The organism is Mesorhizobium sp. WSM4307, assembly GCF_007003945.1.
In the GTDB taxonomy this organism is placed as follows: Bacteria; Pseudomonadota; Alphaproteobacteria; order Rhizobiales; family Rhizobiaceae; genus Mesorhizobium.
On sequence record NZ_VFTB01000003.1, the window covers coordinates 439,519 to 463,809 of the forward strand.

The 24,291-nt window shown below is 63.4% G+C and carries 21 protein-coding genes; 13 read left to right on the forward strand and 8 right to left on the reverse strand.

Going from position 1 to position 24,291, the window contains the following annotated elements:
• Positions 1-4 precede the first annotated feature (4 nt).
• Positions 5-1,279: an FAD-binding oxidoreductase gene (locus FJV83_RS09145; RefSeq protein ID WP_142887212.1), complete on the forward strand. Its 1,275-nt coding sequence runs from the start codon at positions 5-7 to the stop codon at positions 1,277-1,279.
• A 35-nt stretch (positions 1,280-1,314) separates the two neighbouring features.
• Here FJV83_RS09145 and FJV83_RS09150 read toward each other — a convergent pair whose 3' ends face one another.
• From FJV83_RS09150 to argE, 6 genes are all read right to left on the reverse strand, one after another.
• On the reverse strand, positions 1,315-2,775 hold the full coding sequence (locus tag FJV83_RS09150) for an NAD-dependent succinate-semialdehyde dehydrogenase (RefSeq protein WP_142887211.1): 1,461 nt from the start codon (positions 2,773-2,775) through the stop codon (positions 1,315-1,317).
• Between the two features lie 17 nt (positions 2,776-2,792).
• A complete protein-coding gene (locus FJV83_RS09155) occupies positions 2,793-3,836 on the reverse strand; it encodes a tartrate dehydrogenase (RefSeq protein ID WP_142887210.1) in 1,044 nt (347 codons plus the stop codon).
• Positions 3,837-3,846: 10 nt separating this feature from the next.
• Complete coding sequence (locus FJV83_RS09160; RefSeq protein WP_095775956.1) at positions 3,847-5,310, reverse strand: aldehyde dehydrogenase family protein; 1,464 nt, start codon at positions 5,308-5,310, stop codon at positions 3,847-3,849.
• A gap of 167 nt (positions 5,311-5,477) precedes the next feature.
• Positions 5,478-5,831, reverse strand: a complete 354-nt coding sequence (locus tag FJV83_RS09165) for a cupin domain-containing protein (RefSeq protein ID WP_095775980.1) — start codon at positions 5,829-5,831, stop codon at positions 5,478-5,480.
• Between the two features lie 23 nt (positions 5,832-5,854).
• On the reverse strand, positions 5,855-6,778 hold the full coding sequence (locus FJV83_RS09170; protein ID WP_142887209.1) for a glyoxylate/hydroxypyruvate reductase A: 924 nt from the start codon (positions 6,776-6,778) through the stop codon (positions 5,855-5,857).
• An 11-nt stretch (positions 6,779-6,789) separates the two neighbouring features.
• Complete coding sequence (argE, locus tag FJV83_RS09175) at positions 6,790-7,914, reverse strand: acetylornithine deacetylase (protein WP_142887208.1); 1,125 nt, start codon at positions 7,912-7,914, stop codon at positions 6,790-6,792.
• A 247-nt stretch (positions 7,915-8,161) separates the two neighbouring features.
• On the opposite strand from argE, the gene FJV83_RS09180 reads away from it, so the two are divergent.
• Positions 8,162-9,061 (forward strand): GNAT family N-acetyltransferase, encoded by a 900-nt coding sequence (locus FJV83_RS09180; RefSeq protein ID WP_095775953.1) that lies wholly within the window; start codon positions 8,162-8,164, stop codon positions 9,059-9,061.
• Positions 9,062-9,556: 495 nt separating this feature from the next.
• Here the strand turns inward: FJV83_RS09180 and FJV83_RS09185 are convergent, their stop codons facing one another.
• On the reverse strand, positions 9,557-10,486 hold the full coding sequence (locus tag FJV83_RS09185; protein ID WP_142887207.1) for a LysR substrate-binding domain-containing protein: 930 nt from the start codon (positions 10,484-10,486) through the stop codon (positions 9,557-9,559).
• Between the two features lie 123 nt (positions 10,487-10,609).
• Here FJV83_RS09185 and FJV83_RS09190 point away from each other — a divergent pair, with 123 nt between their 5' ends.
• The 9 genes from FJV83_RS09190 (at position 10,610) to FJV83_RS09230 (ending at position 21,227) form a co-directional block, all read left to right on the forward strand.
• Positions 10,610-11,650: an aromatic ring-hydroxylating dioxygenase subunit alpha gene (locus FJV83_RS09190; RefSeq protein WP_095790412.1), complete on the forward strand. Its 1,041-nt coding sequence runs from the start codon at positions 10,610-10,612 to the stop codon at positions 11,648-11,650.
• The gene (locus FJV83_RS09195; RefSeq protein WP_142887206.1) at positions 11,647-12,774 is read left to right on the forward strand and encodes a 2Fe-2S iron-sulfur cluster-binding protein; all 1,128 of its coding nucleotides are present in this window, start codon (positions 11,647-11,649) and stop codon (positions 12,772-12,774) included. Before FJV83_RS09190 ends, FJV83_RS09195 begins: the two co-directional genes overlap by 4 nt.
• Before the next feature lie 47 nt (positions 12,775-12,821).
• Entirely contained in the window at positions 12,822-13,943 is a 1,122-nt protein-coding gene (gene hisC, locus FJV83_RS09200) for a histidinol-phosphate transaminase (protein ID WP_142887205.1), read from the forward strand.
• Positions 13,940-15,433, forward strand: a complete 1,494-nt coding sequence (locus FJV83_RS09205; protein ID WP_142887204.1) for an FAD-binding oxidoreductase — start codon at positions 13,940-13,942, stop codon at positions 15,431-15,433. Before hisC ends, FJV83_RS09205 begins: the two co-directional genes overlap by 4 nt.
• Positions 15,434-15,455: 22 nt before the next feature.
• On the forward strand, positions 15,456-17,471 hold the full coding sequence (locus FJV83_RS37520; RefSeq protein ID WP_142887226.1) for a DUF2817 domain-containing protein: 2,016 nt from the start codon (positions 15,456-15,458) through the stop codon (positions 17,469-17,471).
• A gap of 73 nt (positions 17,472-17,544) precedes the next feature.
• Positions 17,545-18,342 carry a transporter substrate-binding domain-containing protein gene (locus tag FJV83_RS09215; protein WP_142887203.1) on the forward strand — a complete coding sequence of 266 codons (798 nt, stop codon included), beginning with the start codon at positions 17,545-17,547 and terminating at the stop codon, positions 18,340-18,342.
• Positions 18,343-18,419: 77 nt separating this feature from the next.
• Positions 18,420-19,133 carry an ABC transporter permease subunit gene (locus FJV83_RS09220; protein ID WP_142887202.1) on the forward strand — a complete coding sequence of 238 codons (714 nt, stop codon included), beginning with the start codon at positions 18,420-18,422 and terminating at the stop codon, positions 19,131-19,133.
• A complete protein-coding gene (locus tag FJV83_RS09225) occupies positions 19,130-19,855 on the forward strand; it encodes an ABC transporter permease (RefSeq protein ID WP_095775944.1) in 726 nt (241 codons plus the stop codon). Before FJV83_RS09220 ends, FJV83_RS09225 begins: the two co-directional genes overlap by 4 nt.
• A gap of 607 nt (positions 19,856-20,462) precedes the next feature.
• A complete protein-coding gene (locus FJV83_RS09230) occupies positions 20,463-21,227 on the forward strand; it encodes an SDR family NAD(P)-dependent oxidoreductase (protein ID WP_245318383.1) in 765 nt (254 codons plus the stop codon).
• A 153-nt stretch (positions 21,228-21,380) separates the two neighbouring features.
• Here FJV83_RS09230 and FJV83_RS09235 read toward each other — a convergent pair whose 3' ends face one another.
• On the reverse strand, positions 21,381-22,265 hold the full coding sequence (locus FJV83_RS09235) for a GntR family transcriptional regulator (protein WP_142887201.1): 885 nt from the start codon (positions 22,263-22,265) through the stop codon (positions 21,381-21,383).
• Between the two features lie 167 nt (positions 22,266-22,432).
• Here FJV83_RS09235 and FJV83_RS09240 point away from each other — a divergent pair, with 167 nt between their 5' ends.
• Both FJV83_RS09240 and FJV83_RS09245 read left to right on the forward strand, forming a co-directional pair.
• Entirely contained in the window at positions 22,433-23,485 is a 1,053-nt protein-coding gene (locus FJV83_RS09240) for an ABC transporter permease (protein WP_246691835.1), read from the forward strand.
• Complete coding sequence (locus FJV83_RS09245) at positions 23,482-24,267, forward strand: ATP-binding cassette domain-containing protein (RefSeq protein WP_142887200.1); 786 nt, start codon at positions 23,482-23,484, stop codon at positions 24,265-24,267. Before FJV83_RS09240 ends, FJV83_RS09245 begins: the two co-directional genes overlap by 4 nt.
• Positions 24,268-24,291 lie beyond the last annotated feature (24 nt).

Below are 24,291 nucleotides of genomic sequence, written 5' to 3' on the forward strand. Positions count from 1 at the left end.
GCCAATGAAGTTCGTCTCCTACTGGCACGACACGGCCCCTATCTTTTCCGGCAGGACGCAAGACCCGGTCGAGGGGCGTTACGATGCCGCCGTCATCGGCGGCGGCTTCACTGGTCTCGCCGCCGCGCGCCAATTGGCCAAGGCCGGCGCCAAGGTGGTCGTGCTGGAGGCGGAGCGGGTCGGCTGGGGCGCATCCGGCCGCAATGGCGGGCACCTCAACAACGGCCTCGCCCACAGCTACCTCTCCGCCAAGGCGGAGCTCGGTAAGGAACGCGCAATCGCCCTCTACCGGGCGCTGGACGACTCCCTCGACACCATAGAGGCGCTGGTCGCGGAGGAAGGCATCGACTGCAATTTCCGCCGCGCCGGCAAGCTGAAGCTCGCCTCGAAGCCGCAGCATTTTGCATCAATCGCCCGCAACTTCGAGGCCCTGCATGCCGAGGTTGATCCGGATACGGCGCTGCTGTCGGCGGCGGATCTCAAGTCCGAGATCGGCTCGCCCTTCCACGGCGCGATGCTGTCGAAGAAGAGCGCCATGATGCATATGGGGCGTTATGTGGCTGGTCTCGCCACATCAGCCGCCCGCCACGGCGCCGTGATCCACGAGAATGCGGCGGTCACCGATCGCAAGCAGGCCGGCGGCAGGCACCAACTGACCACCTCGCGTGGCCGCGTCAGCGCCGACAATGTGCTGGTGGCGACCGGCGCCTACACCACTCCGAATTTCGGCTACTTCCGCCGCAGGATCATTTCCGTCGGCAGCTTCATCATCGCCACGCGGCCGTTGAGCGACGTCGAGATTGCCGCGACCATGCCGGGCAACCGGACATGCGTGACCTCGATGAACATCGGCAACTATTTCCGGCTTTCGCCCGACAGGCGCCTGATCTTCGGCGGCCGCGCGCGCTTTTCGGCGACATCGGACCAGCGCTCCGACGCCAGGAGCGGACAGATACTGCAGGCAGGCCTCGCGGCGATCTTCCCACAACTCGCCAAGGTCGAGATCGATTACTGCTGGGGCGGGCTTGTCGACATGACCAAGGACCGCTTCCCACGGGCCGGCTACCATGACGGGGTCTGGTACGCGATGGGCTATTCCGGCCATGGCGCGCAGCTTTCCACGCACCTTGGCATGCTCATGGCCGATGCCATGCTCGGCCGCGAGGACCGCAACCCGCTGAAGGGACTCGAGTGGCCGTCCATTCCCGGCTATTCCGGCAAGCCCTGGTTCCTGCCGATGGTCGGCCTCTACTACAAGGCGCTCGACCGGGTGAGGTAGGCAGTAGGCAGAATCTCCCAATTCCCTGCTGCCAATTACCTACTGCCTATTCCCATGTGGAAGCTCTTCATCTCGAGATATTCCTCGATGCCGGCCTGCGCGCCCTCTCGCCCGAGGCCGGACAGCTTGACGCCGCCGAAGGGGGCGACCTCCATCGAGACCGAGCCGGTGTTGAGACCCACCATGCCGAATTCCAGCGCCTCGCCGACGCGCCAGGCGCGTTTCAGGTTTTCGGTGTAGAAGTAGGAAGCAAGCCCGTAGGGCGTGCCGTTGGCCAGCGTGATCGCTTCTTCTTCCGTCTCGAACCGGAAGAGCGGCGCGACCGGGCCGAACGTTTCCTCGCTGGCGAGCTGCATGTCCTTTGTAGCGCCGGTCAGCACCAGCGGCGCGACATATTGAGGGCCGTCCGGCAATGCTGGCCTCTCGGTGATAATCGTTGCACCTTTGGCGAGCGCGTCCTCGACATGGCGGTTTATCTTCTCGACCGCTGCCATGTTGATCATCGGCCCGATGGCGACGTCGGGCTGCGTGCCGGGTCCAACCGTCATGGCGTTGACACGGGCGGAAAGCTTCGCTGCGAAGGTTTCATAGACTCCGGACTGCACGAGGATGCGGTTGGCGCACACACAGGTCTGGCCGCCGTTGCGGAACTTGGAGACGAGAGCGCCCTCGACAGCGAGGTCGAGATCGGCGTCGTCGAAGACGATGAAGGGTGCGTTGCCGCCGAGTTCGAGGCTGAGCCGCTTCACGCTGTCGGCCGCCCCGCGCATCAGCAGCGAACCGACCCGCGTCGAGCCGGTGAAGGAGATCTTGCGCACGGTCTCGTTCGCCATGATGTCATTGCCGATCTCGGCCGGCATGCCGGTGACGATGTTGATGACGCCGGCGGGGATGCCTGCCCGTTCGGCAAGCACGCCGAGCGCCAGCGCCGAGTAGGGCGTGAACTCGGACGGCTTGATCACCACCGTGCAGCCGGCGGCCAGCGCCGGCGCGACCTTGCGGGTGATCATCGCGTTGGGGAAGTTCCACGGCGTGATGATGCCACACACACCGACCGGTTCCTTCAGCACGATGATGCGCCGGTCCGGCGTCGGCGAGGGGATGGTGTGGCCATTGATGCGGCGTGCCTCCTCCGCAAACCATTTGACGAAGGACGCGCCGTAGCGGATCTCGCCCCTGGCCTCGTCCAGCGGCTTGCCCTGTTCGGTCGTCAGGATCAGCGCGAGATCGTCCAGATGCGCAAGCATGAGGCCATGCCAGGCCTCCAGGAGGCCGGCGCGCTCAGCGTTGGTCTTTTTCCTCCAATCCCCATAGGCGGACGCTGCGGCCTCTACGGCCGCGCGAGTCTCCGGACCGGCCATATCGGGCACCGTGCCGATCGCCGCCTGGGTCGCTGGATCGACAACATCGACCGTCTTGCGGGAGCCGGCAGCGACCCATTCACCGCCGATCAGGCCGACTTCGCGGAAGAGACTTTTGTCTTTGAGGTTTTTCATCGAGAACGACCTTGCAATCAGGAGAGCGCGGCGACGACGGCGGCCGTGATGGCCTCCGTTCTGTCTTTGCCCGGAGTGGTTCCAATGCCGCGCGCGGTTGTCGCTTCGACCGCTTGCATGACCCGGCCGGCGGCGGCCGCTTCGCCGAGATGGTCGAGCATCATGGCGCCGGACCAGATGGCGGCGATCGGATTGGCGATGCCCAGATGCGCGATGTCGGGCGCCGAGCCGTGCACCGGCTCGAACATGGACGGCGCCGAGCGATCGGGATTGATGTTGGCCGAGGCGGCGTAGCCGAGCCCGCCCTGGATCGCCGCGCCGATGTCGGTGAGGATGTCGCCGAACAGGTTGGAGGCGACGACCACGTCGAGGCTCTCCGGCGCCATGATCATGCGCGCGGCGAGCGCGTCGACATGATAGCTGGTCACGGCTACGTCAGAGTATTCCGCGGCCAGCTTTTGCGCGATCTCGTCCCAGAACACCATCGAGTATTTCTGCGCGTTGGATTTGGTGACGGAGGCGAGTTTGCCGCGCCGTGTCCGCGCCTGCTCGAAGCCGAAACGCAGGATGCGCTCGACGCCGGCACGGGTGAAGATCGAGGTCTCCACGGCGACCTCGTCCAGCGTGCCTTGATGCACGCGCCCGCCGGCGCCCGAATATTCGCCTTCGGTGTTCTCGCGGATGCACAAAATGTCGAAACCTTCCGCACGCAGCGGGCCTGTCACGCCTGGCAGCAGGCGGTGCGGCCGGATGTTGGCATATTGCACGAATGCCTTGCGGATCGGCAGCAGCAGGCCGTGCAGCGAAACGGAATCCGGCACTTCCGCCGGCCAGCCAACCGCGCCTAGCAGGATCGCATCGAAGCTGCGCAAAGTCTCGATGCCGTCCTCGGGCATCATGCGGCCGGCTTCCTTGTAGAATTTGCAGGACCAGGGGAACTCGGTTCCGGTCAAGGCAAAGCCGGCCTGCCCGGCCGCTGTCTCCAGCACGGACCAGGCGGCGGCGGTCACATCGCGTCCGACGCCGTCACCGGGGATCAGGGCGATCGAATAGGACTTCATGGGCATCTCTTTACAGGCTGATCAGGACGCTCTTTGTCCTGCGGTTGGCGAGATAGGCTTCGCGGCCAAGGTCCTTGCCGATGCCGGAGCGCTTGTAGCCGCCGGTGGGCAGAATATGGTCTCGCGAGCGGCTGTAGCGGTTGACCCAGACGGTACCTGCTTCGAGTTTGCGTGCGAACCGGATCGTGCGGGACAGGTCCGAGGTGAACAGGCCGGAAGCCAGCCCATAGGTCGGATGGCTGGACAGCGCCAGCGCCTCGTCCTCGGTCTCGAAGGTTTGGACTGTCAGGACCGGGCCGAAGATTTCCTCGACGATCGCCGGATTGGCCTGATCGACATTGGCGATCAGCGTCGGCTCATAGAAATAGCCGGGGTCGTCCATAACGTTGCCGCCGCTCAGGCATTCGCCGCCGGCCCCGATCGCGGCCCGCACGATGCCGTCGATACGCGCCCGCTGCCGTTCCGAGATAACAGGTGAATAGTGCGTCGCCTCGTCCCAGGTCGGGCCGGGGCGTGCCGCCTTCATCTTCTCCAGGATCGCGGCCGTCAGCTTGTCGGCGACGCTTTTCTCGACGATCAGACGCGTGCCGGCCACGCAGGCCTGGCCGGCGTTGAAGGTGACGCTGCCGGCGATCGCCGTCGCCGCCTTGTCGAGATCGGCATCGGCAAAGACGATCTGCGGGCTCTTGCCGCCCAGTTCCAGCGTCATCGGCTTGACGCCGGTGCGGGCGACGTTCTCCATGATGGCCGAGCCGGCGCGGGTAGAGCCGGTGAAGGAGACCTTGGCGATTTCGGCATGGCCGGTCAGCGCCGTGCCGGTCGTCGGCCCATCGCCCAGCACCACGTTGACGAGCCCTGCCGGCAGGCCTGCCTTCACCGCGAGTTGCGCCAAACAGACAGCGGAAAACGGCGTCATCTCGGAGGGCTTCAGCACGACCGCGTTGCCTGCGGCCAGCGCCGGGCCGAGCTTCCAGCCGGCCATCGAGATGGGGAAATTCCACGGCGTTATCGCGCCGACCACGCCGTGGGGCTCGCTCATGATCATGCCGAGAGTGGTGTCGTCGGTAGGCACCAGCTCACTGCCTTCCTTGTCGGCGAACTCAGCGAAGAAGCGGATCTGCTCGGCGGTGACGGCGATGTCGCCGGCGATGAGCTGGCCGACGGGCCGGGTCGAGCACAGCGCCTCGATCCGAGCCAGCGTTGCCGCTTCCGCCTCGATCAGGTCGGCCCAGGCGTGCAGCGCCCTTGTGCGCTCGCGCGGCCTGACGCCCCCCCAGTTGCTGGCCTTCAGCGCCGCCTTGGCGCTTTCCACAGCGCGGTCGACGATATCCGCGTCAGCCACGGGACAGTCGGCATAGACCTTACCGTCGGACGGACGGCGCATCTCGATCGCACCATCGTCCGCGATAAGCTCTGCGCCGATGAAATGGCCAATCGGGAGGGGAACCGTATCCGGATCGAAGCTCAGGCTCATATCGAGGCTCGGTTCATAGGGTGACCGCTTTCCAGCATTGACTGGAGCGTAGCGCGTACTGCCAGGCAGCATGCGCTGTTCGGTGATCCGTTGCCGATGAATGTTGTGTGCTCGAGGCAAGAGACGGCAAATTCTTCGGCGCAGGCCAGTACGTCATGCAGGTTCCGCTATCCGACCGTCACGTAGATCTTGCGCACCGTCTCGATGGTCTTCCAGACACCGGTGAAACCAGGCTTCATCACGAAGCTATCGCCGGCGCGGTAGGTCACCGCCTCGCCGCCATCGGGCGTGATTTCAATCACGCCCGAGAGGATGTGGCAGAACTCGAAAGTGTCGCCCTTGATTGAGCGCGTTTCCCCAGGCGTCGCCTCCCAGACGCCGGTATGGACGAGGTCGTCCTTGGCGACGTCCTGCGCCCAGGTCTTGAAGGCGGGGTTGCCGGCAATCAGCCGTTCAGGCAGCGCCCCGGATTCGCGCGGGGGAAATGCAGGGCTGGTATCGACGGTCTTGAGCAGGGACAAGGGATGGCCTTTCAGCTTGGATTTCAATAGCCGCGCGACCGGTCGACGAGCCCGATAGGGTCGAGCCCGTCGCGGTGGCGGCGGATGTTTTCGATGACGGCCAGCGCGGCTGTCACGGGTTGGGTGACGCTGGCGACATGCGGGGTCAGCACGATCTTTGGATGCCGCCAGAAAGGATGGCAGGCCGGCAGCGGTTCGGGATCGGTCACGTCGATCATCGCCGCCGAAAGGTGGCCGCTGTCGAGAGCGGCGACAAGCGCCTTGTGATCGAGCTGCGGGCCCCGGCCGGTGTGGACGAGGGCCGCGCCCTTGGGCAGCTTCGCAAACAGGCGGGCATCGAGGAAACCGCGTGTCTCCTCGGTCAGCGGCAGCAGGCAGACCAGTATGTCGCTGGCCGCGAGCATCTCCTCCAGCCCGAGTTCGCCGTGATGGCAGGTCACGCCTTCGATCTGCCGTGGAGAGCGGCTCCAACCGGCGAGCGGAAAGCCGAAGGGCTTCAGGCGGTCGAGGACGGCCTGGCCAAGCTGCCCGAGGCCGAGCACGCCGATCCGGCGCGACCCGGCCTGCAGCTGGGGGACGTCCCGCCATTCGCCGGCGCGCTGCTGCGCCAGATAGGCAGGCAGGCTGCGATGCAGGGCGAGCACGGCCAGCGCCACATACTCCTGCATCATGCGCACGATGCCTTCCTCGATCGTACGCACGATCTTCACCTGCTCCGGTACGCTATCGAGGCGGAACTGGTCGACCCCGGCGCCAATGGAAAACAGGATCTCCAGGTTCCTGTAGCGGGCGAGGTCTTCTGGCGCGGTCCAGGTCATGAGATAGCGCACGGCGTCGGGATCGACCGTTGCGGCATCCATCGTGAAGGGGACGTCCGGCAGCTCCTTGGCGAAGGCATCGGCGAAGATCGCCCCGCGCCGCGCATCGGAATTGAACAGGAATGTCATTCCGGTTCCCTTCAAGCCGCGCAGCGGGCGCCCAGCGCCTCGATCAATCGCTGGCAGGTGGCGAGTTCGCTGGTGAGTATGTATTCGTCCGGCTTGTGGGCGCGGTCGATGTCGCCCGGTCCGCAGATGATCGCATCGAACCCGGCGGCCTGGTAAAGCCCGGCCTCCGTGCCGTAGCTGACGGCGGCAAGCGGCGCCTCGCCGGTCAAGGCGTGCAGCAGTCCCGCAAGTGGCGCATCTGGCGGCAGCGACATCGCCGGATAGGCGCTCAGCGGCGCCCACTCGATGCGAAAGCCATGGGCCGCAAGGGCCTCTGCTCGCGCCCTTACAGGCGCCAGCAGGCTCGCCGGGTCGACGCCGGGTATGGCACGTGCCTCGAGGTCCAGAGTGCAGGTGTCGGGGATGATGTTGACCTGATGTCCGCCAGTCACCACGCCGGCTTGCAGCGAGGAGTAGGGCGGCTCGAAGGCAGGGTCGAACGGACCGTGCGTCAGCTGTTCGGCCTCGGTCACGGCCGCGCTCAGCGCATCGGCCATGGCATGGATGGCGTTGAGCCCAAGATCGGGTCGGGAGGAATGGCCGGAGCGCCCGTTGATGATCACGCGGGCGGCCGCCTTGCCCTTGTGGCCGCGCACGGCGCGCATACCGCTCGGCTCGCCAACGATAACGCCGAGCGGCTTCGCGCAAAGTCCGGGAAGGCGGGCGATCAAATGCGGTACACCGCGGCACCCCACCTCCTCGTCATAGGAGAAGGCGAGATGGATCGGCCTGGCAAGGTGCATTTTCGCCAAGAGAGGCACTGTCGCGAGCACCGCGGCAAGAAACCCCTTCATATCTGTGGTGCCGCGTCCATAGAGCCGTTCGCCCTCCTTGCGCAGCGCGAAAGGGCTAGAACTCCATTGCGGCTCGCTGGCGGGGACGACGTCCATGTGGCCGGACAGAATATAGCCAGGGACGTTGGCGGGGCCGATCGTCGCGAACAGATTGGACCGGTCGCCTTCCGGCCCTCGGAGCAGGACAGCCTGCGTCCCGTGCTCTGCGAGATAGGCCTCGATCCAGCCGGCGATATCGCCGTTCGGCTTGCCGGCGACCGACGGAAAGGCGACAAGTCGGTCCAGGATGTCGAAGACGTCCATTCCAGCCCTCAAAGCATTTCGGGTTTGGCATTTCGGGTTTGCCGGGATCGATGCCGTCGGCTACTCGATTTCGGCAGAGGATGTGCGCGTTCTTTCGCGATTGCGTGCCGAAAGCGGAAGTGTTTCAGTTGAATCTAGCGTTGCCGCATGGCTTTCGAGCAAATCGTATCGGTCTGCTTGTTTAGCGTTGGCAGCCGGAAAGTAGCCAGCGACACGTCGCCTTCTAGTACGATAATCTTTCAGGGGCATGGAATTGAAGCCGTCCGGAAGCTTGAAAATCGATACCTTCTCGATGCGGATTGGCGACATCGAAGGCGTTGAGCTGGACCGCTTGCATGCACTCTCGCTCTCCGTGGGGTGGCCGCATCGCGCTGAAGACTGGCAATTCCTGCGGCAGTCGGGACACGGGTTCGTGGCGCTCGATGAGATCGGCCGGGTTCTTGGTTCGGCCATGTGGTTCGCGCATGGTACCGATTTCGCGACCGTGGGCATGGTGATCACCTCGCCGCGACTTCAGACGCTGGGGGCGGGGCAATGGCTGATGAAGCGGGTTTTCGAGAACGTCGTCGGCTGCGATCTGCGTCTCAATGCAACGCGCGCGGCAAGGCGGCTCTATCTCTCGCTCGATTTCCAGCCGGAGAAGACTGTCTATCAATGCCAGGGCGTCGCCCGCCTGGAGACGACGGGTCGCCCGGCGGACATTCTCGATGTCAGGACCTTGGACCCAAAGGATATTCCGGCAGCGATCGCGCTAGACGCGGCAGGATTTGGCGTGAGGCGGGCGGCGCTCATCGAAAGGCTTTTCGCACACTCGGCCGGCTATGGTCTTTTCAAGGATGGCAGGCTGAGCGCATTCGCGCTCTGCCGGCCATTCGGGAGGGGCCACGTCGTGGGGCCGGTCGTGGCGGAAAGCGACGCCGATGCCGTGGCGATCGTCCGGCCACACGTCCATGACCATTTAGGGTCATTCCTGCGGATCGACACCCACATGGACACTGGCGAGTTCGCCACCTTTCTGTCGCACGCTGGAATGCCAGTCTTCGACACGGTGCTGACCATGTCGCTGGGTAAACGCCTAACCGATTTTGCCGTCGGCGGTGCGACCAGACCGGAGAGCTATGCCCTGGCAAGCCAAACTCTCGGGTAGGTTGTTATTCGACTTTGCGTCAATCGGGCCGTCGGGGTGGTGTCTATCATCGCCCCCGTTTGCCTTCAGATTCTTCGGGTTCGACGCCTGCTACTACTGGGTCCTCGCTGCCGCTGTCCTGCTCACGACGTCGTCTCTAATGCGCCTGAGGAGCCAGTCGGGACGCGTTCGGGATTGGACAGGCGCACAGCGGGTTGAAGGCGGCGACGGCGGCAGCGAGCGTCAAGACGTTGCCGATGATCGTCCGTCAGAACTCGGGGAGGGCGAGCAGTTTTGCCCTTGTCGTGGATCATCGAGGTTGAATTGATGTGGCGAGAACGGACATGGCGGCGCGGCTTCAGGCTGCTGGCCGAGGTCGAGCGTCGGCTAAAACTCGATCGCAAAGGGCGGATGCGCGACGGGGCTTTTCCGACCACTTGGGCCTTTCGGACATTCAGTCAGCGACCATCCGACCTTCGGTCTTTGTGAGAACAGAACGGAATGTGCGTCCCGAGATCAGCGCTCGGCTAAACCTGCCAAGGTTGCGCCAAGCCGCTTGGAAATTGAAACAATCCAGGTTCGCAGCTCCGGCCCAAAAGGTTTCTCCAGCATCGCCCGGTCCCAGGCCAGGAAATAGGGCTCCGGCAGCCTGATACGCTTGTCGAACGGCGCCACAAGCCTTCCCGAGGCGATGTCGTCGGCGGCCATCGACAGTTGTGCCAGCACGAAGCCCCTGCCGTTGGCCGCAGCATCGATCGCGGCGCTCGACAGGGAAAAGGCGACTTCACCTGATGTCTTGCGGTGCACCGCGCCGATGCTTGCCGCCCATTCCGCCCATGTAGGCGGCGAGCGATGGTCGCGCGCCCATTCGATACTGAGAAGTGGCAGATCGAGGATATCGGCGGGCTTACGGACCGGATGTTTCGCCAGCAGCGCGGGCGAGCAGGCCGGCACCACCCAGTCGGTGAACAACTCGGTGTAGTGCTCGAAATCACGATATTTGGTGCCGTAGGAAATGCGGAAGTCGACCTGTTCGGCGCTCAGCCTTGGCTCTGTCTCGGCGCCGACCAGCCGCACGGTGGCGCCGGGATGGCCGATCTGCCAATCCAGAAGCTGCGGACCGATCCATTTGCTGGCGAGCGACGGCAGGCAGGAGATGGTCAAAGTGTCGGCGAAACGGGCCTGTTCGATGACATCCTGGGCCTCGCGTATCTTTTCGAAGCCGATGGAAACCGCCGCGTGGTAGACGCGGCCCAGCGCTGTAAGGGCGACGCTCCTGCCGCGACGTTCCAGAAGCCGTGCGTCCAAGGCATCCTCGGCCTTGCGAATCTGCTGGCTGACAGCGCCAACGGATACACCGAGCTCGTTTGCCGCGGCCGTCACGCTGCCACGCCTGCCAAACGCCTCAAAGGCCTGTATCGCACGCAGCGGGGGCGTCTTGTTCACCTGGGCAACGATCCTCGGGTCAGCTTGGTTTAGTTTTTCTAAAATAGAACGCAGATGCAAGGCCTATGTCGTCCCCGGTCCGCAAGATATTCGTTTGGGCGTTCACAAGCCTGGGAGGACGCCATGTTTCTTCGAAACTGCTGGTACGTTGCCGCATGGGACCATGAGGTTGCCGACCGGCTGGTGCCGACGCGGATTCTTGGCGAGGACATTGTCCTCTACCGCCGCACCGACGGCGCGGTGGCTGCACTCGAAGACGCTTGTCCGCACCGCAAGCTGCCGCTGTCGATGGGCCGCATCAAGGGCGATACGGTCGAATGCGGCTACCACGGCCTGACCTTCGACAGCACGGGAACTTGCACGCGGGTGCCGGGCGCCGAAAAGATACCGCATGTCGCCTGCGTTCGTTCCTATCCGATCGCCGAGCGCTACGGCTTGCTCTGGGTCTGGATGGGCGAGGCGTCAAAGGCCGACCCCGCGCTGATTTTCGCCGTCGACCATTGGGGCGATCCGGCATGGGGCGTCAATCGCGGCGAGTCCATGGCGCTCGATTGCAACTATCTCTACATGACCGACAACCTGCTCGACCCCTCGCATGTGTCGTGGGTCCACCAGTCGTCCTTCGGCGGCGTCCAGGCCATGGAGGATGCACCGCTCGAAACCACCGTGGGCGCCGACGGCGTGACCGTATGGCGCTGGGTGGTCGATGCCGCGCCGGCGCCCTTCTATGCGCCTTTCCTCAAATTCTCCGGCAATTGCGACCGCAAGCAGCACTATGAGGTGCGCTACCCCTCCAACGCGATCATCAAGGCGATCTTCGTGCCCGCCCGCACCGGCGGCGAAGGCAAGCCGCTGCACGAGGACGTGTTCCTCATGGACAGCTACAATTTCATGACGCCGGTCGATGAGAACCAGACCAAATATTACTGGTTCCAGATGCGCAATTTCGCCCCGGACGATCTGGAGGTTTCGCGCCAGTTCGCCACCTCCGTGCGTGGCGCCTTCGATGAGGATCGCACCGTGCTCAATGCGGTGCACAAGGGCATGGCCAACAAGCGCACGCCCAATCTCGATCTAAAGATCGATGTCGGTCCGCTGCGCTTCCGCCGCAACCTCGCCAAGCTGATCGCCAGCGAGGGTCAGCAATTGGCGGCCGCCGAATGAACGCATTCACCGCTCGCGACACTATCGCAAGAAGCGGATTTCGCGACCTGAAGGTGGTCGCGAAGGTGCGCGAAAGCGCCATCATCACGTCGTTCCATATCGAGCCGGTCAATCCAGAGGACTGGCGCGACTTCGAGCCAGGGCAGTTCCTGGTGTTCAAGATACCTATGCCGCAGGGAGCCGGCGAAAAGGCATATGTGCTGCGCAACTACAGCGTCTCCTGTTCCCCGGCCGCTAAGGGTCGCTACCGGATCAGCGTGAAGCGTGAAGCAGCACCCGCGCCGGGTCTGCCCGACGGAGCAAGCTCGTGCTTCCTGCATGACCGGATCGACGTTGGCGATGTACTCCAGGCCGAAGGGCCACGCGGCGATTTCGTGCTCGACAAGGCCAGCAGCCGTCCGGTGGTGCTGCTCAGCGGCGGCGTTGGGCTGACGCCGATGGTATCGATGCTGCATGCGCTGGCTGCAATGCCGGATCGCCGTGCCGTCTTCATTCACGCCTGCGAGAACGGCGATGTGCATGCCTTGCGTGATGAAGTCGCGGGCCTTGTCGCAACACGGCCTGGTCTGCGCGCCCACTATTGTTACCGGTTTCCGTCAGAGCGCGACAGGGCCGACGGGCACTTCCACAGCGAAGGCATGATTTCAAAGGATGTGCTGCAGCGTCTGCTGCCAATCGACGACTATGATTTCTACCTTTGCGGCCCGCCGCCTTTCATGCAGGCGGTCTACGCCATACTGCGCGGGCTTGGCGTGCCGAAGCCTCGCATCGCATACGAATTTTTCGGCCCGGCAACAGTGCTGGAGCCTGATGCCGCCCGAGCCCCTGCCGCGCTGGCGCAGCAGGCACGGATCGAGCCGGCGGGCGAGGTGGCCACTGTGGAGTTCCGAAAATCGGGACTGACGGCGGTCTGGGATGGCAAGGCGGCATCGCTGCTCGACTTTGCCGAGGACCAGGGCCTGGCGCCGGAATTCAGCTGCCGGTCCGGCATCTGCGGGACATGCAAGTCGCGGCTGGTTTCGGGTGAAGTCGCCTATTTTGAAGAACCCCTGGACGAGCTGGGAGCAGGCGAAGTGCTGCTGTGCTGCTCCAGGCCGAGCGGATCAGTCGTCCTGGATATTTGACAAGATCTTGATGCCGCGTCTGGGCGCGGGGAAACGGAAGTCGGGATTTGGAACAGTCGGTCAAACCAGCGTCGAGCCTGCCGCTCAATCCGCATATCGCGGCCTTGCCACCTTACAATGCAGGCATGAACATCGCGATGGCACGGAAGCTGAGTGGCCGTCACGACATTGCCCGGCTGGCCAGCAACGAGAACCCGGATGGCTGCTCTCCGGCCGTCATGGCCGCATTGTCCTCCTCATCCTTCGAACCATGGCGCTATGCCGATCCGGCCTGCACGGCGTTGCGAGCAGCACTTGGCGAAAGACTTCGTGTCGATCCCGGGCTGATCGTTGCCGGCAACGGCTCCGAGGAGATGATCGCCGCCATCTCGCGCGCCGTCCTGGTGCCGGGCACCTCTGTCGTGACCACGGTGCCGAGCTTCGGCTTGCATGAGATAGAGCCCCTGGCGGCAGGCGCCGATGTCATCAAGGTGGCGATGACACCCGAAATGGGGTTCGACCTTGCCGCGCTTGAAACGGCGATCGCCGCCAGGCCGCGTCTCGTTTTCATATCCTCGCCCTGGAATCCGGTTGGGCCGGGGCTCGACCATTCCAGCCTGCAACGGCTGATCGGCGCGGTACGGCCAGGCACCCTTCTTGTCCTCGACGAAGCCTATTTCGAATTCGCCGATGCCGGCGCGCCCGACGGCATCGAGGTCCTGCGCGGCAGCGGCATCGACCATGTGGTGCTGCGGACGTTCTCGAAAGCCTATGGCCTGGCGGGGCTGCGCGTCGGCTATGCCGTCTGCTCCGGCCTCGAGCTGGCAAGAGTGATTGCCGCCGCCAAGACGCCATTCAACGTCAATGCGGCGGCGCAGACCGCGGCCATCGCTGCACTCGCCGACGAAAGCTGGATGAAGGCGTCGGCCGACCGCGTCAGGGCCGAGCGCGTGCGCACCGCCGCCGGGCTTGCCGGCCTTGGCCTGCGGGTCGCGCAGTCGCAGACAAACTTCCTTTTCTTTGACTGCAAAGGCGACAGTTCGAGCCTTGCCGCTGCCCTCCTGGAGCAGGGGATCATTGTCAAGGCGTGGCGCGAAGCCGGTTATGAGCACTATCTGCGCGCCACTATCGGGCTGCCGGCTGACAATGACCGGCTGATCGCAGCGCTTCAGGGGTTGATGGCGCAATGAGCGGCCTCGTGTCTCCAAGGCAAACGATACCGGACGAACGGGCGGTCCCGCTTTTGGTTGTCGACGCGATGCGCGAGGCCGTTGGCGCCGCGAACGTACGCACCAGTGACGCGGATTGCGGCGCCGGCATCGTCGTCACGCCTTCATCGGCCGCCGAAATCGCGGCGGTGGTGCGCATCTGCCGCCAGAACGAAGTTCCGGTGGTGCCGCAAGGCGGGAAGACCGGCCTGGTCGGCGGCGACGTTTCGTGGCCAGGCGAGATCGTTCTTTCCATGGCGCGCATGAATCGCATCGAGCGGCTCGATCCGCTTGAACGCGTGGCGGTGGTCGGTGCCGGCGTCACCCTCGAAGCCTTGCAGACGGCCGCGCGCGAACACCGGCTGGAGCCGGGCATCGACCTTGCCGCGCGCGGCTCGGCGACGATCGGCGGCATGGTGTCGACCAACGCCGGTGGGGTGATGGCCTTTCGCAACGGCGTCATGCGCCACCGCGTGCTTGGCCTCGAGGCCGTGCTGGCCGACGGATCGGTCTATTCCGACCTGACACGGGTGGTGAAGAATTCCGCCGGCTATGATCTGAAGCATCTCTTTATCGGCGCCGAGGGCACGCTCGGCATCGTCACCCGAGTGGCCGTCAAGCTCGATCCTTCACCGCGCGCCACAGCGACCGCGCTGTTCGGGCTGCCATCGGTCGAGGCGGCCCTGCGGACAACTCGGCTGGCGCTTGAATCGGATGCCGGGCATCTGCGCGCGGCCGAGGCGATGTGGACCTCGTATTTCAGCCTGGCCGCCGCCGCGCATGAATGGTCTGAACGCAGTGTGCCGCTCGATCAGCCGCTGTTCCTGCTGCTGTCGCTTGGCGGCGCGCGCGAAAGCGCGCTGCGCGAGGACTTCGAGCGGATCTATTTGGAGACGATGCAGCAGTATCCTGAAGCGACCGGCATCATCGCCGACTCGCGGCGGCAGGAAGACGACCTGTGGCGGCTGCGCGAGGACACCAGCGTGCTCTACCGCGCTCATCCCCACGCGCCTTCCTTCGACGTGTCTGTCCCATTGTCGGAAATTCCGGCCTATCTCGACAGAATCCTGCCCGGGCTCGCCGCCGTCGAACCGGATCTTGCACCCTATGTCTTCGGACATCTCGCCGATGGGAACCTGCACATCATCCTCAACCGGAAGGGCCCGCTGGCGCCTGACGTGGCGATCGCTGTCGAGCGCGTCCTCTATCAACAGCTCGGGGAGATTGGCGGTTCCTTTTCCGCCGAGCACGGAGTTGGGTCAAAACGCATCCATTCCCTGCTGGCGACAGCTGACCCGACAAAGCTCGACGCGATGGAGCGCGTGAAACGAGCGCTGGACGAGCGGTCGATCATGAACCCCGACAAGGTGCTTCCCCGCGATGCCTGGTTCGTTCGGTCCTCAAGCCCATCCCTTTCCGGCAATGAGAACCGATTGCCCCCCAAGAACGCGAGCGACCTCGACGATGAGTAGCCCCATGCCGCAACCGCAGGGAATGAACGGATTGACCGCAACCACCCGACGTCCCGTGGAATCAGCGACGCGCCATGATGAGCCGGCATTAGCCTATCCCTGCGACTTTGCCGCCTTGCGCCAGGGCTTTCGCGAAGCGGCGGAGCGGGTGGGCGCAGAACTGTCCGAGTATGTCCATCCGCTGAACGGACCGGATGGCGAGACGCTGGCGACAGATGTGGCGCTGCTGGGCCGACGCGATGCGCGCAAGCTGATCGTGGTCATCTCGGGCACGCATGGCGTCGAGGGGCCGTTCGGCTCGACCTGCCAGACCGCCTGGCTTGGGCAGAAAAACCTGCGGCGCTTGCCTGACGACATCGCGATCCTTGCCATCCATCTCATCAATCCCTGGGGCACGGCGTGGTTGCGGCGCGTCAACGAAGACAATGTCGACCTCAACCGCAACTTCATCGACTGGTCGGCGAGTGCTCCGGTCAACAACGGCTATGCCGGTCTCCACGACGCCGTGGCATACCGCGAGTGGGAAGGGCCGGATCGAATAGCGGCTGACGAGAAGCTCGCCGCGGCGCGCAAGAGGCTTGGGCACGCCGGGCTGGCGGCGATTATCGAGGCAGGCCAATATGAGTTCGCCGACGGGATGTTCTATGGCGGCGGCGGCCCTGTCTGGTCGAACCGGACGTTGAACGAAATCCTGAAGACCTTTGCCGCCAAGGCGCGGCAGGCCATCGTCTTCGACCTGCATACGGGAGCGGGGCCTTACGGTTATCCGGCACTGCTTTCGGTGGCGAGTTCCGAGCATGCCGGTCTTGCCTGGGGCAAATCCATCTTCGGGCCAGCGCTGACGACCGTGCTGACAGGCCCGGGCGCCAAGACAGGCACCGGCATCGCGGCGACGGCGACTGGCTATGTCTCGGACGCCGTGCGCAAGGCAATGCCGAACGCGCGCGTGCTGCCGCTTGTCGTCGAATGCGGCACCCTGGAGGGGCCTGCCGTCATGGAAGCGGTGCAGGCCGACAACTGGCTGCATCTGTTCGGCAAGCTCGATTCGCCGCTCGGCAAGCGGATCCGGGAGACGCTGCGCTCGGCCTTCATTCCGGATGATCCGGATTGGCAGCGCGCCTGCCTGTCCAGCAGTCTGCGCCATTTCGACCGCGCGCTGGCGGACCTGAAGGCTGTCGAGCTGGATCAGGACGAAGCCATCAAAGGCGAACCGTCGTCACCCACCGTTCGCGCTGAGGTTGCCGATCCGGCGCCCGCTGACGAAGCAAAGATCACGACGCCGGCCGTACAGATCGACGAGCTTCACAAGAGCTTCGGCTCGCTTCTGGTGTTGAAGGGCGTCAATCTTACCGCTCACGCCGGCGAAGTGATTTCCATGATCGGCTCGTCAGGCTCGGGCAAGAGTACATTCCTGCGCTGCATCAATCTTCTGGAACAGCCGGACGGCGGAAAGGTCTCCATCGACGGCGAGGTAATCAAGATGAAGCCGGTGTCGAACGGCCGTCTTGGTCCGGCCGACATGGCGCAGGTCGAGCGTATCCGTGCGCGCGTCGGCATGGTGTTTCAGAACTTCAATCTATGGCCGCACATGACGGTGGTGGAAAACATCGTCGAGGCGCCCCGGCACGTGCTGAAGGAGCCGCGCGAGAAAGCCATCGAACACGCGCACGCCTTGCTGAAGAAGGTCGGGCTCGCCGACAAGCATGCCCACTATCCCGGCCAGTTGTCCGGCGGCCAGCAGCAGCGGGCGGCGATCGCCCGCACGCTGGCGATGCGGCCCAAGGTCATCCTCTTCGACGAGCCGACTTCGGCGCTCGATCCCGAGCTGGTCGGCGAGGTGCTGCGGGTGATTCGCCAGCTGGCGGAGGAAGGCAACACCATGATCCTCGTGACGCATGAGATGCAGTTCGCGCGCGAGGTCTCCCACAAGGTTCTGTTTCTCCACCAGGGAAAGGTGGAGGAAGAGGGTGCGCCAGCGGAGCTGTTCGGCAGTCCGCGCTCCGAGCGTCTGCGCCAATTCCTGGCCCGGACACTGTGAGGAAGCCGCATCCTCGAAGCGTCCGGTTCGGACCGGACAACTGCAATGAAGACCAACAACAAGGGGAACTGACATGAAACTGAAAGTCTTGACGCTGCTCGCCTTTCTCACGGGAACCATGGGCAGCGCATTGGCGGCCGAAGGCGAGCTGTCCATCGGCACGGAAGGCGCCTACCCGCCATGGAGCATGTCCGACGCCAACGGCAATGTCACCGGCTTCGACGCCGATGTCGGCGCCTTGCTCTGCGCCAAGCTTGAAGTGAAGTGCCATTTCGTCGTGCAGGCGTTCGACGGGTTGATCCCGGCACTGAAGGCCAAGCGCTTCGATGTCATCATCTCGGGCATGTCGATCACCGCCGACCGCAAGAAAGAGATCAATTTCAGCGTCGGCTATGCCGAACTGGCCAACATGTTCGTGGCGGCCAAGGGTTCGGATCTCGCCGCCATCACTGATGTCGACACGCTGTTGAAATCGCTGGACGGCAAGAAGGTGGGCGTGCAGGCCGGCACGACCCACGCACATTTCCTCGAGAAGCGCGCCCCGAATGCCGATCTCAAGACCTACGACACGCTCGACCAGATGCAGATCGACCTGGCGAGCGGTCGCATCGATACCGCTTTCGCTGATCAATCCGCCTTGCAGGACTTCCTGGACAAGCCCGATGGCAAGAATTTTCAGCTGATCGGCGTCGAGATCAAGAGCACCTTCGATCCGACGCTCGGCGAAGGCATTGGCGTCGGCATCGCGCAGGAAAACACCGAACTCAAAGCCAAGATCGACAAGGCGCTTTGCGAGTTGATCGCCGACGGCTCGGTCGGCAAGGCCAGCCAGAAATGGTTCAAGACCGACATCTCCCGGCCCTGCAAATAAACGCTGAAAAGCTCTCGCATGCGTCCGGGCTGCCGGGCGCATGCTTCTCATTCACGCGGCACATCTAGGGAACTCAGATGGAATTCGGTCTCTGGCAGGTTTGGGAAGCGGGTTGGGTCACCGCCATCCTGCGCGGCGCGTCGATAACGATCCTCGTCGGTCTCGTCAGCATGGCTGCCGGTCTGGTGATCGGCATCGTCTGCGGTCTCATCAAATGGGCCCGGATATTTCCGCTTTCACTGTTGGTCGATGCCTATACATCGCTGGTGCGTGGCGTGCCCGAATTGCTCATTATCTATCTCTTGTTCTTCAGTTCGGTTGAATTCGTGACCAAGGTCGTGACAGCGTTCGGCTATGCCGGTGTCGCGGAGAGCGGCTATGCGTTCGTCATCGCGGTCATCGCCATCGGCGCGATCTCCGGCGCCTATTCGACCGAGGTCGTGCGCGGGGGGCTCGGCGCGATCCCCGATGGGCATATCGAGGCCGCTCGCGCGCTGGGACTGTCGGGTTGGCGGATCTTTAGCCGCATCATCGCACCGCAGATGCTGCGCATCGCGGTTCCCGGCATCAACAATGTCTGGCAGACGACGATCAAGGATACGGCCCTGGTTTCCGTGGTCGGTCTTCAGGAGTTGATGCGCGTTTCCTTCATCGGCGCGAATTCCACGCGCCATCCATTTATTTTCTACCTGATCGCGGCGGCGGTTTATCTGCTCATCACCCTTGTAAGCCAGGCCGGCTTCGACGGGATCGAACGCCTGCTCAGGCTGCGGACGAGAAAAGCAGTATGATAGACCTCATCCAGCTTGCGGTTCCCGTTCTGCTGAAGGGCCTATGGGTCACGGCAGCGCTGACCTTCGTTTCGGTGCTGATCGGCTTCAATCTGGGCCTCGGTCTGGCACTAATGCGGCTGTCGTCGAACCGGCTGTTGTCAGGTTTCGCCAAATACTACAGCAATGTTTTTCGCGGGACTCCGCTGCTGGTGCAGATATTCCTGTTCTACTACGGGCTTGGCCAGCTTTCGCTGATCAAGGACAATGCGGCTTTGTGGTGGGTGATCAGCGACGGCGCACGCTGCGCCGTGCTGGCGCTTGCATTGAATACGGCCGCCTACACGTCAGAAATCCTGCGCGGCGGATTGATGTCGGTTCCGGTCGGTCTCGTCGAAGCAGCCCAGGCGTGCGGCATGTCGCGCATGCTGCGGTTCCGCCGCATCGAGTTCCCGCTCGCCATCCGCCAGGCGCTGCCGGCCTATGGCAACGAGCTGATCCTTGTCGTCAAAGGCACCAGCCTCGCGTCGACGATCACGGTGCTCGAAATCACTGGTTACGCCAAGCGGCTGATGAGCCAGACCTTCGCGATCTTCGAGATATTCGCCATTGCCGGGGTGCTCTACTTGGTGATCAACCTGCTGCTGATCGCGATTGTCCGCGTCCTTGAACGCTTTCTCATGCGGCACGAGACGTCTTCTCGTCGAAAATCGGTAGCGCTCACCCAGGTCGATCTACCTTGATTTCGTCACATCTTAAGATTGGCTGTTTGATCTGCCCGCTCTCTGCAACCCATCATCATCGATAAGCCCGGGACCGCGTCGGCCTTAGGGTTCGCGACCCGAAAGGTTGCCCCTATCTCATTCGTCCACCGTCCCCTGGAGAATGCAATCCTCGGCCAAGGGCGATCTCGGGCCCAAACTACCGCATTCTCTTTGGGCTGCTCCGAAAGCGGGCCGTCCGTGTCCGGCCACATTTCCGCCAATCACAAAGTGAGTCCTGGGCCACTCGGGCTAAATTGGTATGTCGAGCCAGTAATCAATCTCGTTCGTTGTTTTCGGGTTCGCCAGACCATACGAGATCGTACGAAGGATATGGGCTGGCTAACAATCCGCTAAACCATTGACTTTCCTTAGAAAGATCACACTCTTGCATAGTTCGGCCTGTGGTCTCATCCTAGTCGGATGAAGTCTGAGGAGAAAGCTTCCGGCAGCAGAGCGGACACCACTGAGCGACCGGTTTCGGCATTTCGAGAACGCAAAGTGGCGCGGAATGTTGCGAGCAAATCTTCGCGGCACGGCCGCCAAAGTGCGCGGTGAAGCAGCGGCCGCGCAACCAGGGGAGCCTGATTTGACCTTGCCTTCGTCTACCAACAAGCGTGCGCTGATCACAGGGGCGGGTGCTGCCGACGGCATCGGCTTTGCCATCGCGCGGCAGCTTGGCCTTGCCGGTCATGCCGTTTTCCTGAGCGGTGCCAGCGCGCGTGTACTCGATCGCGCCGCCGAGCTTTGCGCCGAAGACATCAATGCCAAAGCCGCGGTCGCCGATCTCACCATCGCAGTCGAAGTCGCGCGGCTGCGGGCGGATGTCGGCGCTGTCGACATCCTGGTCAACAATGCCGGCATGGGCTCGCTGGCATCGCCCTCGGCCGACAGGGCGTTTCTCGCCATGACGGAGGCCGACTGGGACCAAGGGATTGCCGTCAGTCTGAAGACGGCCTTCCTGGTCACCCGGGCGTTTTTGCCGGCGATGGTAAAGGCAGGCTATGGGCGTATCATCAATGTGGCGTCGGTCACCGGGCCATTGGTGGCTTTCGAAGGCACATCAGCCTATTCCGCCGCCAAAGCCGGCATGGTCGGCCTGACGCGCACGCTGGCGCTCGAAGTGGCAAAAAGCGGCATCACGGCCAACGCCGTGGCGCCCGGCTGGATCGAAACAGGTTCGTCGAGCGAGATGGAACGGCAAGCTGCCCTGCACACGCCACCGGCGCGGGCCGGGCGACCGGACGAGGTTGCCGCAGCGGTGATGTTCCTGGCGTCGGAAGGCGCGAGCTACGTCAACGGCGCCCTGCTGGTGGTCGACGGCGGCAACAGCCTTCAGGAGCGCAAGGGCTGACTCTGAGACGACCGGTCGTTCACGATCGGGTCGGGTTTATGGAAAGCACTGGAAACGGCATCGCCAACGCATTCGCCGAGGCTGAAGCGACGGTCCACCAACTTCCTGACGGATGCGTCGATTCCTCAGCGGAGCTTCCGCCATCCACAAAGTTCAGACCAGCGAGCGCATCAGCGTTGCCTTTGCCGAAGCGAGATGCGCCTGGCAGGCCCGTCTGATGCGCTCGGGATCGCGGCTTTCGAGTGCATCGATATAGGCCAGATGCTCCAGAATCGCAGCTTGGTTGCGCTGCTGTTCATCATGCTTGTTCCACTGATAGTGGTAGTGAAAAATGAAGCTGATGATGTCGTAGAAATCGTCGATGAAGCGGTTCGGAGAAGCCTCGTTTATGAGCCGATGAAAGCGGTTGTCGAGGCCGGAGAAGTCGTGATAGCGGCTTTCAATCCGCTTCAGCAATTCGGTATGTGCGACCTTGAGCGCGGCGAGCTTATCCCACAGCGGAGATGTGTTGGGTTGCCGTGAAAAGAGATGCGCCGAGCGCAGCTCGAACATCACCCGGATCTCGAACAGCTCAAGAGCGAAATCCTCCGTGAAGCCCTTGAAAAGCCAGCCGGTGTTCGGCCTTTTCTCGAGCAGCCCAAATCGGCTGAACCGGATCAGGAACTCACGAATACCGTTGGTCGCGACACCGAACTGCCGGGCAAGTTCGAGCTCGTTGATACTGGTGCCAGGCCTGGTGTCACCCCGCAGCATCCACTCCATGAACTGCTGTTCGACATGGTTGGCCCGCGACGTGGTTTCGGCGTCGGGATAGTAGTCGCTATCCTCGACCGCGCGGCCTGCCGTCCGGACGCCGCCGCGCTCCGCGACGAGTTCGCGGTGGGCAAGTTCTCCCGGAACCTTTCGAACGGTCGTACGGCTCACTCCCATCCGCCGTCTCAGCTCATTTTCGGAGGGGAGCTCCCCGCTTAATTGTCCATCCCGCAGCATGGTGGCGGCGCGGTTGAAGGCCTTTTTGTACACAGTGTCGGTTCGCATCGGTTCTTCCTCGGAGCAACACCTTGTCCTTTCTAGCATGAACTTTATCCATAAAAAACAACTTGACCAAGTGATGGTGGTTGTTTTTTATCGATAAGAAGAAGCTGAAATACAGCAAAAGTTTTGACGGCGAGGGCTCGAACGAGCTTTCGGCGGGGAGGAGAACTTTGCCTGAATCGGGAAACACCGGCACCACTGCCGGCGAGGCTGCATTGCCGGAGTCCGGGAAGCAGGAAGCCGTTCCAGGCCTCGCGCTTGGGCTGGCCCTGCTGAGTGCTGGTCCGGTCGTCATCCTGGTGCTGCTGATCGTCTTGCTTAGTTTTCTGTCACCCTATTTCCTGACAGGGCGCAACCTCAGCAACATCCTCGCCCAGACCGCCGTTATCTCGGTTGTCGCAATGGGGCAGCATCTGGTCATCCTGACACGCGGGATCGATCTTTCCGTAGGCTCGAACGTTGCACTGGCTTCGGTCGTCGGCGCGCTCAGCTTTCACGCCGGTGCTCCCGCAGTCGCAGTGATCGCGGTGATGGTTGGCTGCGGGGCGGTGGTCGGCGCCATCAACGGGCTTTTCTATGTCTTCGGCCGGTTGCCGCATCCTTTTATCATCACGCTGGCGACATTGAGCATCGCCAAGGGCCTGGCGCTCCAATTGGCCGATGGGCGCGCCATTCCTGGAATGCCGGAGGCCATCGATGCGCTGGGCCGCGAGGCGGTCTGGGGTCTGCCGGGTTCGGTCTTCGTCGTTGCCGGCGTTGCCGCGGTCCTTTTCGTCATGGCCAAGACGATGGTCTGGGGGCGCTGGATCTATGCCGTCGGCGGCCGACCTGACGCTGCCGTGCGCATGGGCATTCCCGTGTCATGGGTGCTGGTTTCGGTTTATGTGATCTCAGGGCTGTGCGCCGGCATCGGCGCGGTCATCCTCGCCGGCCGTACCGACGCCGGTTCGCCCTTGTTCGGCAATCTGCTGGAACTGGATACGATCGCGGCGGTGATCATCGGCGGTGCCAGTTTTCTCGGCGGCCGCGGCCATCTTGGCCATGCCTTGATCGGTGCCATCATGATCGGCGTCATCCGCAACGCGCTGAATCTGCTTAACGTCAACGTCTTCTTCCAGCTCATCGTCATCGGCGTGGTCATTGTCATAGCGGTCGAGTCCGACGTGCTGCGCAACTACCTCGAAGGGCGTGTGCGCGTCATGCAGGCCGGGAGGCAGTCATGAGTGCCGTTGCGGCCAGCGTCGATCATACAGCCTCTGCCGACCATCCTGTGCTGGCGGTGCGAGGCGCGACCAAGCGTTTCGGCTCGGTCATGGCGCTGGACGATGTCAGCATCGAGGTCCGACGCGGCGAGATCCTCGGGCTTCTCGGCGACAATGGCGCCGGCAAGTCGACGTTGACCAAATGCATCAGCGGGGTGCACCAACTCGATGCCGGCGCGATCCTTCTGGACGGTGCGCCGACGCAGGTACGCTCCCCCGCGGATGCGCGCTTCGCCGGCATCGAGACCGTCTACCAGGACCTGGCGCTGTTCGACAATCTGACGCCTGGACAGAACTTCTTTGCCGGTCGCGAACTGGCCTGGCCGCCATGGCTTCCGCGCGGCCTGCGATTTCTTCAACAGCGCAAGATGGATGCCGAGACCCGCGTTCTGCTGGCAAACCTTAAGGTCACCTTGCCGCGGCTCGACGCCGTCGTTGCCATGATGTCGGGCGGCCAAAGGCAAGCCATCGCAGTGGCGCGGTCGACCGTTTTTGCCCGCAAGGTTGTGATCCTCGACGAGCCGACCGCAGCACTTGGCCTGCGCGAATCACGCCAGGTGCTCAACCTCGTTGCTGCCCTGCGTGACCAGGGCAACGCAGTCATCCTCATCACCCACAATATGGAGCATGTCGTCGAGCTTGCCGATCGCGCCGTGGTGCTTCGCCAGGGCCGCAAGGTTGGTGAACTTGTTCCGACCAAGGACAACAAGCAGGAGCTGGTTTCCATGATCGTTGGAGCCTGATCCGTTCGAGATTTGGGGGCCGTT

Coding starts and splice junctions, on each gene's coding strand:
- FJV83_RS09145 (WP_142887212.1), top strand. CDS start 5: ATGAAGTTCGTCTCCTACTGGCACGACACGGCCCCTATCTTTTCCGGC.
- FJV83_RS09150 (WP_142887211.1), bottom strand. CDS start 2,775: ATGAAAAACCTCAAAGACAAAAGTCTCTTCCGCGAAGTCGGCCTGATC.
- FJV83_RS09155 (WP_142887210.1), bottom strand. CDS start 3,836: ATGAAGTCCTATTCGATCGCCCTGATCCCCGGTGACGGCGTCGGACGC.
- FJV83_RS09160 (WP_095775956.1), bottom strand. CDS start 5,310: ATGAGCCTGAGCTTCGATCCGGATACGGTTCCCCTCCCGATTGGCCAT.
- FJV83_RS09170 (WP_142887209.1), bottom strand. CDS start 6,778: ATGACATTCCTGTTCAATTCCGATGCGCGGCGCGGGGCGATCTTCGCC.
- argE (WP_142887208.1), bottom strand. CDS start 7,914: ATGGACGTCTTCGACATCCTGGACCGACTTGTCGCCTTTCCGTCGGTC.
- FJV83_RS09180 (WP_095775953.1), top strand. CDS start 8,162: ATGGAATTGAAGCCGTCCGGAAGCTTGAAAATCGATACCTTCTCGATG.
- FJV83_RS09190 (WP_095790412.1), top strand. CDS start 10,610: ATGTTTCTTCGAAACTGCTGGTACGTTGCCGCATGGGACCATGAGGTT.
- FJV83_RS09195 (WP_142887206.1), top strand. CDS start 11,647: ATGAACGCATTCACCGCTCGCGACACTATCGCAAGAAGCGGATTTCGC.
- FJV83_RS09205 (WP_142887204.1), top strand. CDS start 13,940: ATGAGCGGCCTCGTGTCTCCAAGGCAAACGATACCGGACGAACGGGCG.
- FJV83_RS37520 (WP_142887226.1), top strand. CDS start 15,456: ATGAACGGATTGACCGCAACCACCCGACGTCCCGTGGAATCAGCGACG.
- FJV83_RS09215 (WP_142887203.1), top strand. CDS start 17,545: ATGAAACTGAAAGTCTTGACGCTGCTCGCCTTTCTCACGGGAACCATG.
- FJV83_RS09220 (WP_142887202.1), top strand. CDS start 18,420: ATGGAATTCGGTCTCTGGCAGGTTTGGGAAGCGGGTTGGGTCACCGCC.
- FJV83_RS09225 (WP_095775944.1), top strand. CDS start 19,130: ATGATAGACCTCATCCAGCTTGCGGTTCCCGTTCTGCTGAAGGGCCTA.
- FJV83_RS09235 (WP_142887201.1), bottom strand. CDS start 22,265: ATGCGAACCGACACTGTGTACAAAAAGGCCTTCAACCGCGCCGCCACC.
- FJV83_RS09245 (WP_142887200.1), top strand. CDS start 23,482: ATGAGTGCCGTTGCGGCCAGCGTCGATCATACAGCCTCTGCCGACCAT.